At 42.9% G+C, this 7,694-nt stretch carries 5 protein-coding genes; all 5 read right to left on the bottom strand.

Annotated features, from left to right (window positions below):
• A partial coding sequence (locus H5089_RS14405) for a GTP-binding protein (protein ID WP_033023824.1) occupies positions 1–125 on the bottom strand: 125 nt, incomplete at its 3' end.
• Between the two features lie 62 nt (positions 126–187).
• The gene (gene fusA, locus H5089_RS14400) at positions 188–2,302 is read right to left on the bottom strand and encodes an elongation factor G (RefSeq protein ID WP_002958887.1); all 2,115 of its coding nucleotides are present in this window, start codon (positions 2,300–2,302) and stop codon (positions 188–190) included.
• Positions 2,303–2,329: 27 nt separating this feature from the next.
• The gene (gene rpsG, locus H5089_RS14395; RefSeq protein WP_010555004.1) at positions 2,330–2,800 is read right to left on the bottom strand and encodes a 30S ribosomal protein S7; all 471 of its coding nucleotides are present in this window, start codon (positions 2,798–2,800) and stop codon (positions 2,330–2,332) included.
• A 97-nt stretch (positions 2,801–2,897) separates the two neighbouring features.
• Positions 2,898–3,272 carry a 30S ribosomal protein S12 gene (gene rpsL / locus H5089_RS14390; RefSeq protein WP_002958885.1) on the bottom strand — a complete coding sequence of 125 codons (375 nt, stop codon included), beginning with the start codon at positions 3,270–3,272 and terminating at the stop codon, positions 2,898–2,900.
• Positions 3,273–3,467: 195 nt separating this feature from the next.
• Positions 3,468–7,643: a DNA-directed RNA polymerase subunit beta' gene (rpoC, locus tag H5089_RS14385; RefSeq protein ID WP_002958884.1), complete on the bottom strand. Its 4,176-nt coding sequence runs from the start codon at positions 7,641–7,643 to the stop codon at positions 3,468–3,470.
• Positions 7,644–7,694 lie beyond the last annotated feature (51 nt).

The following is a 7,694-nucleotide window of genomic DNA, read 5'->3' as shown; positions in this document are numbered from 1 at the left end:
CCGCCGTATACTTTTGCAAGTACGTTAGTGATTGCTGCAGTTAGTGTAGTTTTACCGTGGTCAACGTGGCCGATTGTACCAACGTTTACGTGCGGTTTTACGCGTTCAAACTTTTCTTTTGCCATCTTAAAAAATTCCTAATAAAGAAATTAAAGCCTGACTCACTATTGAGCCAGACAAGCTAAAATTATATAACAGCGCGAGCTGAAATTATTGTATCTGCGACATTTTTAGAGGCTTCAGCGTACTTCACAAACTCCATAGAGTATGAGGCACGGCCCTGTGTTGCAGATCGTAAAGCAGTTGCATAACCAAACATTTCAGAAAGAGGAACTTGCGCATTAATTTGCTTAAGTCCACCTAATGCATCTTCCATGCCTTCGATTATGCCGCGGCGACGGTTTAAGTCGCCAACTACATCACCCATATTTGAATCAGGAGTGAGTACTTCAACCTTCATTACTGGCTCTAAAAGTACAGGGTTAGCTTCAAGCGCCCCGTTTTTCATTGCCAGTGAACCTGCTATTTTAAATGCCATTTCATTCGAATCTACATCATGGAATGAACCATCATATAAAGTCGCTTTAACGCCAAGTAATGGGTAGCCTGCCAGTACACCTTGAGACATTTGCTCTTGGATACCTTTGTCTACCGCAGGAACGAATTCTTTAGGAACTGAACCACCTACGGTTTCGTTAACGAACTCGTAAATTGGTGACTCATCATCCGTAATATCCATCGGTTCAAGTTTAATCCAAACGTGTCCATATTGGCCACGACCACCTGACTGACGTATAAACTTCCCTTCAACCTTAACAGTTGAACGAATAGCTTCTCGGTATGAGACCTGCGGCTTACCAACGTTACATTCAACACTGAATTCACGTTTCATACGGTCGACGATGATATCTAAGTGAAGTTCACCCATGCCAGAGATTATAACCTGGCCTGATTCTTCGTCAGTTTGTACGCGAAAAGAAGGATCTTCAGCAGCTAGTTTACCTAGTGCGATACCCATCTTATCTTGGTCAGCTATAGTGCGGGGCTCAACCGCAATAGAGATTACTGGTTCTGGGAATTCCATACGCTCAAGCGTAATAATAGAATTCGGATCACACAGTGTTTCACCTGTTGTTACGTCTTTAAGACCAATAGCTGCCGCGATGTCGCCTGCGAAAACTTCTTTGATCTCTTCACGAGAGTTTGAATGCATCTGTACGATACGGCCAAGTCGCTCACGCTTACTTTTTACTGGATTATATACCGTGTCACCCTGTTTAACAGTACCAGAGTAAACACGGAAAAAGGTCAAGGTTCCAACAAACGGGTCTGTTGCAATCTTAAATGCGAGTGCAGCAAACGGCGCTTTATCATTAGCTGGACGTTCTTCCTCAGTACCATTTTCTAAGATACCTTGGATTTGTTTCACTTGCTCTGGTGACGGCATATATTCAACAACGCCATCAAGCACAGCTTGGACGCCTTTGTTTTTAAATGCGCTACCACAAGTAACTGGAACAATCTCATTTGCTAATGTTCGTTGGCGTAAAGCATTTTTAATTTCTGCTTCACTTAACTCTTCACCTTCTAAGTATTTATCCATTAGTTCTTCTGTTGCTTCAGCAGCGCTTTCAACTAAATGAGCGCGCCATTCTTCAGCTAATTCCAGAAGTTCTGCCGGTATTGCCTCATAAGAGAAAGTCATACCCTGGTCCGCTTCGTTCCAGTTAATCACTTTCATTTTTATAAGGTCAATAACACCTTTAAAGTCGTCCTCAGCGCCTACAGGCAACTGAATTGGAACAGGCGTTGCTCCAAGACGAGATTTCACCTGGCTGACCACTGCTAAAAAGTCTGCGCCCGTGCGATCCATTTTATTTACGAAGATCATTCTCGGAACTTCGTATTTGTTCGCTTGACGCCAAACTGTCTCAGTTTGCGGCTGTACACCAGATGAAGCACAAAGAACAACTACCGCACCATCTAGTACGCGTAAAGAACGCTCTACTTCGATAGTGAAATCTACGTGTCCTGGAGTATCAATAATATTGATACGATGGGCGTCAAATTGAGCATCCATCCCTTTCCAAAAACACGTTGTTGCAGCAGAAGTGATTGTGATACCACGCTCTTGTTCCTGCTCCATCCAATCCATAGTTGCAGCGCCATCATGTACTTCACCGATCTTATGAGAAAGACCTGTGTAGAACAGAACACGTTCTGTTGTGGTGGTTTTGCCTGCATCTACGTGAGCAACAATACCTATATTACGATAGCGCTCAAGTGGAGTTGTACGTGCCATATGATCCTCTTAAAGGTTAAAGACAGATTACCAACGGTAATGAGCGAATGCTTTATTCGCTTCAGCCATACGGTGAACGTCTTCACGTTTCTTAACCGCAGTGCCTTTATTATCAGAAGCGTCAACGATTTCTTGAGCTAAACGTAAGCCCATAGATTTTTCGCCACGCTTACGTGCAGCGTCTACTAACCAACGCATACCTAATGCGTTACGACGAACTGGACGTACTTCAACTGGTACTTGATAAGTTGAACCACCAACACGGCGAGATTTAACCTCTACCTGTGGACGGATGTTATCAAGTGCAGTTTCAAAGATTTCTAGGTGCGACTTGCCTGATTTCTCAGCAGCCACGTCTAGCGCACCATAAACAATTTTTTCAGCAGTAGATTTCTTGCCGTCTAACATCACGATGTTAACGAATTTAGCAAGAAGTTCCGATCCGAACTTAGGATCTGGAAGAATTTTACGTTGACCGATTACGCGTCTTCTAGGCATTTTGTATCTCCGGTTTATTCAGGTTTGCTCTTTCGAGTCAATCACCCAAAACAATAATTATAAATATTTAGTGCTTGGCCTTACTAACGGAATACAATTACCCTTTAGGGCGTTTTGCACCGTATTTAGAACGAGCTTGACGACGATCGCTAACGCCTGCACAGTCAAGTGCACCACGAACAGTGTGAAAACGCACACCTGGTAAATCTTTAACACGACCACCACGGATTAGGATTACACTATGCTCTTGAAGGTTATGACCTTCACCGCCAATGTATGAAGTTACTTCGAAACCGTTAGTTAAACGTACACGTGCTACTTTACGTAACGCCGAGTTTGGTTTCTTAGGTGTAGTTGTATATACGCGAGTACATACACCGCGCTTTTGCGGACACGCTTTTAGTGCAGCTGAGTTACTTTTCGTAACCTTGCTACGGCGTGGCTTACGCACTAGCTGGTTAATAGTTGCCATTTAAATAGCTCCTGAAATTAAAATTACTACTGAAAAAAATAAAAAAATCCGCCCTTTATTTACGAGCCTGCATTAAGCACACAAGTAAATGGGTGGCGGAATTTTAATGAGCAAAGTTTAACCTGTCAACCTAAACTAATCGTAAGACAGCATATAACTGCCTTACGATCACTTAATCTATTGATTAAGAACAGTTTATTGATTTCCAGACAAATCAGCATTTAGAGCGTCTGTAAGTGCTTGAGTCGCCTCTTCTGCACTTACTGTTTGCTCTTCTACTACTACTTTGCTTTGTTTACGGCGAGCCATACGTTCTTGATGATACGCAAAACCGGTACCGGCTGGGATCAAACGACCCACAATTACGTTTTCTTTAAGACCGCGAAGCTCATCGCTCTTACCATTCACTGCCGCATCTGTAAGAACACGTGTTGTCTCTTGGAAAGACGCTGCAGAGATGAAAGATTCTGTTGCTAGTGATGCTTTTGTGATACCCATTAACTGGATTTCAAACTTAGCTGGTATCTTACCTTGTTTTTCAAGGTCACGGTTTGCGATATTAACGCGCGCCACTTCGATTTGTTCACCGGCTAAGAAGTCAGTATCACCGCCGTGCATAATGGTACATTTACGTAACATTTGACGGATAATTGTTTCAATGTGCTTGTCATTGATCTTAACGCCTTGCAAACGGTAAACCTCTTGCACTTCGTTAACGATATAGTTAGCAACATGAGTCACACCACGTAGGCGTAAGATGTCATGCGGTGATTCAGGACCATCGGCAATAACTTCACCTTTAGACACTTGCTCACCTTCAAACACGTTAAGTTGACGCCACTTAGGAATCATCTCTTCGTAATGATCACCTTCAGCTGGAGTAATAACTAAACGCTTCTTACCTTTAGTCTCTTTACCGAAGCTAATTGTACCAGTTACTTCAGCTAATATAGCTGGATCTTTTGGCTTACGAGCTTCAAATAAGTCGGCTACGCGTGGTAGACCACCCGTGATATCACGAGTTTTCGAACCTTCTTGCGGAATACGTGCTAACACGTCACCTGGGTTTGCTGTAACGCCGTCAATAACTTCAATCGTAGTGAATGAAGGAAGACGTGTTTCTTGCAGACCGCGCTCTTCACTTTCAATGATAAGCTTTGGTTCTTTCGTATTTACTTTAGCAAGATCTTTTACAACTACACGGGTTAAACCGGTTAGTTCATCAGTCTGTGCTTCAGTATTTGAATCATCGATATCGCTGAACGATACTTTTGACTTATGCTCAAGAACGATTGGGTGACTATGCGGGTCCCAAGTAGCAACGATGTCGTTACCTTGAACTTCTGCATTGTCTTGCACTGTTAGTACCGCACCGTAAGGTACTTTATAACGCTCTTTCTCACGACCATGACTATCGATGATAGTAATTTCCGTAGAACGAGAGGTAATAACAATCTTACCGTCTGTGTTTAATACGTACTTAGAGTTATGAAGTTTTAATGTACCGTTAGTTTTAACTTGTACATTATTTTCTGCAGATGCTCTAGATGCCGCACCACCGATGTGGAAGGTACGCATTGTTAACTGTGTACCCGGCTCACCGATTGATTGAGCCGCGATAACACCCACTGATTCACCAGCGTTGATGATGTGACCACGTGCTAGGTCACGACCGTAACAGTTAGCACAAACACCAAAGTCATTATCACATGTGATAACAGAACGTACGCGAACTTCATCTACTGAGTGCTCTTCTAAAAGGTCACACAGTTTTTCGTCAAGCATAACATTACGTTCAACAAGTACAGTATTAGTACCTGGAATTACAATATCTTCAGCAACAACACGACCTAGAACACGTTCGCGAAGTGCTTCTACAACATCACCACCTTCAATAAGCGGTTTCATTGTTAAGCCATCTTCTGTGCCACAGTCATCTTCATTGATTACCAAATCTTGTGCAACGTCTACTAGACGACGCGTTAGGTAACCCGAGTTTGCTGTTTTAAGTGCTGTATCGGCAAGACCTTTACGCGCACCATGCGTTGAGATGAAGTACTGAAGTACGTTTAGACCTTCACGGAAGTTAGCTGTGATTGGCGTCTCGATGATTGAACCATCTGGACGTGCCATTAGACCACGCATACCCGCCAACTGACGAATCTGTGCAGCACTACCACGAGCACCTGAGTCGGCCATCATAAACACTGAGTTAAATGACGGTTGCTCTACTTCTTCACCTTTTGCATTGATAACTGTATCTTTTGACAAGTTAGCCATCATCTCACGTGATAAGTTTTCGTTTACACGTGACCAGATATCGATAACTTTATTGTACTTTTCACCAGCCGTTACAAGACCTGATTGGAATTGTTGGTTGATTTCAGTCACTTCAGCTTCAGCTGATTCAATTATCTGTGCTTTAATCGGTGGGATAACTAAGTCATCAATACCGATAGAAACACCTGACTTCATTGCATAATGGAAACCGGTGTACATAACTTGGTCAGCAAAGATAACTGTATCTTTAAGACCTAGACGACGGTAACACTCATTCAATAAGCCAGAAATCTGCTTTTTACCTAGCGGCTGGTTGATTGACGCAAACGGCATGCCTTTAGGTAAAATTAGAGACAGAATTGCACGACCAACAGTTGTATCGATAACAGTAACAGTGTCTTCTACTATGCCGTCTTCGTTTTTAACTGATTGGCTAATACGTACTTTCACGATTGCGTGAAGGTCTGCATTGCCGCTGCGGTATGCTTTTTCTGCTTCTTTTGGATCTTTAAATATCGCGCCTTCGCCTTTAGCGTTAATGCGGTCACGAGTCATGTAATAAAGACCCAATACAACATCCTGTGAAGGAACGATGATTGGCTCACCATTCGCAGGAGATAGAATGTTGTTTGTTGACATCATTAAGGCACGAGCTTCAAGCTGTGCTTCGATTGTTAACGGTACGTGTACCGCCATTTGGTCACCATCGAAATCGGCGTTGTAGGCCGCACATACTAATGGATGCAAATGAATCGCTTTACCTTCGATAAGCACAGGTTCAAACGCTTGGATACCCAAACGGTGAAGTGTTGGTGCACGGTTAAGTAATACTGGATGTTCACGAATTACTTCGTCAAGTACATCCCATACTTCCGGAACTTCACGTTCAACCATCTTCTTAGCTGCTTTGATTGTCGTAGCCATGCCGCGACGCTCTAATTTGCCATAGATGAATGGTTTGAATAACTCTAGTGCCATCTTCTTAGGAAGACCACATTGGTGAAGCTTAAGTGTAGGACCTACTGTGATTACAGAACGGCCTGAATAATCTACACGCTTACCAAGTAAGTTCTGACGGAAACGACCTTGCTTACCCTTGATCATATCAGCAAGAGATTTAAGAGGACGTTTGTTAGAACCTGTAATTGCACGACCACGACGACCGTTATCAAGTAGCGCATCTACCGCTTCTTGTAACATACGTTTTTCGTTGCGTACAATAATGTCTGGTGCTGCTAAATCTAGTAGACGCTTAAGACGGTTATTACGGTTAATAACACGACGGTAAAGGTCGTTTAGATCAGATGTCGCAAAACGACCACCGTCTAATGGTACTAATGGGCGTAGATCAGGTGGCAATACTGGAAGTACTGTCATGATCATCCACTCAGGGTTATTACCTGATTGGTGGAACGATTCCATTAACTTAAGACGTTTAGTGATTTTTTTACGCTTAGTTTCAGAGTTAATTGTTGGTAACTCTTCACGCATCTCAGCAATTAATTGAGCAAGATCAAGTTCACGAAGCAAGTCTAAAACTGCTTCAGCACCCATCTTCGCTTCAAATTCATCACCGTGCTCTTCTAGTGAATCTAAGTATTCTTCTTCACCTAATAGCTGACCACGCTCAAGCGTTGTCATACCAGGCTCAGTTACTACGAATGATTCGAAGTAAAGAACACGTTCAATATCACGAAGCGTCATATCTAGCATTAAGCCAATACGTGACGGTAATGATTTTAAAAACCATATATGTGCAACTGGGCTCGCAAGGTCGATATGACCCATACGATCGCGTCGCACTTTAGTGAGTGTTACTTCAACGCCACACTTTTCACAGATCACACCACGGTGTTTAAGGCGTTTATATTTACCACATAAACACTCATAATCTTTCACTGGGCCGAAAATACGGGCACAGAATAAGCCGTCGCGCTCAGGCTTGAAAGTACGGTAGTTAATAGTCTCAGGTTTCTTTACTTCACCGTATGACCATGAACGAACCATGTCTGGTGAAGCAAGACCAATGCGAATTGCATCGAATTCTTCGGTCTTATTTTGTTGCTTCAGAAACTTAAGTAAGTCTTTCACCTTAGCTCTCCTGTCGGAGTTAATCTTGAGGACGGATAGTCTCGTCCCTAC

This window comes from Pseudoalteromonas sp. SR45-1 (assembly GCF_014163655.1).
Lineage (GTDB): Bacteria > Pseudomonadota > Gammaproteobacteria > Enterobacterales > Alteromonadaceae > Pseudoalteromonas > Pseudoalteromonas distincta.
The sequence above is the reverse complement of the archived record's forward strand: the minus strand, read 5'-3'. Positions and strand labels throughout refer to the sequence as shown.